The sequence below is a fragment of the Luteibacter sp. P4_E6 genome (assembly GCF_056401535.1).
On the sequence record NZ_JBFUJE010000449.1, the window covers coordinates 1 to 3,230 of the forward strand.

1 protein-coding gene and 1 pseudogene are annotated in these 3,230 nt (G+C 63.3%); both read right to left on the reverse strand.

What is annotated here, in order from left to right; translation table 11 throughout:
* The coding region (locus tag AC1DT2_RS18965) for a CocE/NonD family hydrolase (protein WP_477298019.1) at positions 1–1,907 on the reverse strand (1,907 nt) is incomplete at its 3' end.
* Between the two features lie 10 nt (positions 1,908–1,917).
* A pseudogene (locus AC1DT2_RS18970) lies at positions 1,918–3,230 on the reverse strand (Oar protein); the annotation flags it as partial.

A 3,230-nucleotide genomic window follows, 5' to 3' on the forward strand; every position in this document is an offset into this window, starting at 1 on the left:
GTCCCATCGCGCATGATCGTCTGCGTCGCCTTCCGATAATCCGCCGGCTTCGCGTTGAAAATGTTCGGTACGAAGGTCTGCGGGTTGCGATCGTACAGCGGGAACCAGCTGGACTGGATCTGCACCATGACACGATGGCCGGGCTGGAACACGTGGTTCACCGTGGGCAAGGGAAAACGGTAATCCAGCGGCTTGTCCGGTGTGAGTGCGGCGGGTTTGTCGTAGCCCTCGCGGTAGCGGCCACGGAAAATCTCCATGGCGATCGGTAGCTGGTATCCACCCATCGACGGCTTGTCTTCCACTTCATCCGGGTAAACGTCGATCAGTTTGACCACCCAGTCGCTGTCCGTACCGCTGGTCGAGGYGAGCAGATGCACCAGCGGTTCGCCGGCGACACCCATCGGCTTGTCCAGTACGGGGGAAACATAAGTGAGCACGTCGGTCCGCGTGGCGAACTGGCGCTGGTCGTCCACCAGCCACTCGGGCCAGCTATCCACCTGGTCGGGCGCGCCGTGTGACCACGCCTGGATGGGGCGTACGCGATAGGGCACCGGCTTGGCGGGGTCGGAGACGTAATCGTCCGAGCCCTGGGACGGAGCCGCAACACCGAGGCCGCCATCGGCTTCCGCATACCAGCGCTGCATCGCCGGGGCACAACCCGAGCGACAGGCGGACGGCCACGTATCCAGTTTGCGCCACGTGTTATCGCCGGTAACGAAGGCATTGACCGGCGCGATATTCGCTTTCGGCGCATCGTCCTTCAGGTACTGGGCGAGGAAGGGGCGCAGGATCTCCTGACGAAAGTTCGTGCCGGTATCGCTGCCCAGATCAAGTGCGCCGATGGTGTTCGCCTTCTCCCAGGTCTTGGCATGCCGCCATGGCCCGATGACAAGCCACACCTTCTTGTGCTCGGGATCGCGCGGCGCGAGTGCCCGATAGACGGCCATATCACCGTAGTTGTCTTCCTGGTCCCACAGGCTGTGCACGAGCATGGTCGGCACGGTCATGGGTTCCTTCGCGGCGATCTTATCGAGCGCCTGCCCGGACCAGAAACTGTCGTACGCGGGATGGGCCAGCAGCTTCTGCCAGAAACCGAGCGCCTCCATACCGTAAGCGCGGCCGATATCGCCGGCTGAGCCACCGCGCAGGTAAAGGTCGTAGTCGTCGCGGTAACCGCTCGTCCAGCCGATGTTGCTCTCGCGCGAGTTCACCATGCCGTAGATGTAGGGAATCATCTGCTGGCGGAACGCCCCGCGATGGAACCAGTCATCCCCCATCCAGCCGTCGATCATCGGGTTGATCGGCACAGCCACCTTGAGGGCGGGATGCGGATGGATCGTGGCGATCATCGCCTCGAAGCCGTCGTAGGAGATGCCGATGATGCCGACCTTGCCGTTCGACTCCGGCACGTGTTTCACCAGCCAGTCGATGGTGTCGTAGATGTCCGAGGATTCATCGATCGGCGTCGGGTTGCCAGGGCCGACTGGCGGCCGGTTCATCACGAAGTCGCCCTGGGAGCCGTGCTTGCCGCGGATGTCCTGGATAACCCGGATGTAGCCGTCCTGGACGATCACGTCGGACGGGTTGTCGTAGCCGCGCAGGGTGGGTCCGAGGTGCGGACTGTCCGCCCGATGCCCCATGCCGTCGGCGCCGTAAGGCGTGCGTGTGAGTAGCATGCCCGCGCGTTTCGCGCCCTTGGGCAGCAGGATCACCGTGTGCAGCGTCACCCCGTCGCGCATGGGGATGTCGACCGTGCGGCGTTCGAAATCGAACCCTGCATTCGTCGGTGTGAAATGGGCCGGCGTTTCCGTCGGCAGATTGTCATAGGTCTTCTCGCCGCCGACCGCCGGGGTCGCGAGGACCCCGGCGGCGAGCACGACGATACCCAGTCGCAGTAGTGCGTGCATGACCTCTCCGTCAGAAGTCGTAGGTGATGCCGAAGCGGGCGTAACGCGGCTGCGTGTAGCTGATGACCTGGTTATAGCCGTCATTCACCGACTTGGTGCTACCGGAAACCGGGTTAAGGGCCTGCGCACGCTGCTGGTTGAGCAGATTGAATACCGAGACGTTGAAGGCCAGCTTGCGGTCGGCCCAGAGCGGACGGTACTCGACATTGGCGTCGATCAGCTCTTCCCACGGGTTGCGTCCCTTGTCGCCGGGACGCGACGGCACGCCGAAGCAGTAGTGATAGTAGCTGCCATAGCCGGACGGATCGCTTTCGTCCGCGCCGTAACGACCCAGGCAGGACTTCGGCGTACCGGACTGGATCGTCAGGTTGGCCGAGACCATCCATTCCGGGGTGACCTGATACGAGCCGTAGAGCTTGATCTGGTGCTTGCGATCGTTGGCAAGGTCGCCGTTGGCGTATTCCATCAGCGTGGCATAGTCCCAGTCACGCGTGGCCGAGACCGAGCCCTGGCCCACGTCCGAACGCACCTGGCCTTCCGTGTTGCCGTAGCTACGCGAGAAAAGGTAGTCGACCTTGGCCGACCACTTGCCGTCGAACGGATGCGACAGGTAGGTATCCAGACCGTAATAGTTGCGCTTGAGCTGGGTGAAACCGAAGTCGTCGTTGGTGACCGTGACGTTGTAGTAACCGCCGTTCTGCTGTGCAAGCTGGTAAACGTTCGCGCGGCCCGGGTTGGACAGATAACAGCTGCCCACCGTCGTTGCGTCGATGTCCGCACCCTGGGCGACCGCGGCACGGGTGATGGCGCCGTTGTCGCAGACGTCATCCAATGCGGTGCGCAGCTTGCGCACGGTAGCCTTCGTGCCCCAGATCCACGACGCATTGATCTGCTGGTCGAAGCCAAGAATGAACTCGTCCTGGTACTCCGACTTGATGTTCTTCGCGCTGACCGTGCGCGGGTCGGGCGGCTGGCCATACTCGCCGTTCGGAGACACGGCGCCGCCGGTGGCCGAGTTGACGAAGGTCATGCCGGTCGGCATGCCGCCGGCGTCGATCCCGGTATAGGTGAAGTACTGGTTGGTCGCGAGCGAGCCGGCCGAGGTGCGCAGGGCCACCGAGGCGGGCATGGCCAGGAAGTAACGACCGGCGTTGCCGTAGATCTTCATGCTGGAATCGCCCAGCACGTCGTAGCTGAAGCCCAGTCGCGGCGCCCACTGGGGTTTGGTCAGGCGCAGGTAGGCCTGGCCGGTCGGGTTGTAGTTGGTGAACTGGTCGTTGCGGATGCCCAGCGAGAGCAGCATCTTGTCGGTTACCTGCCAAT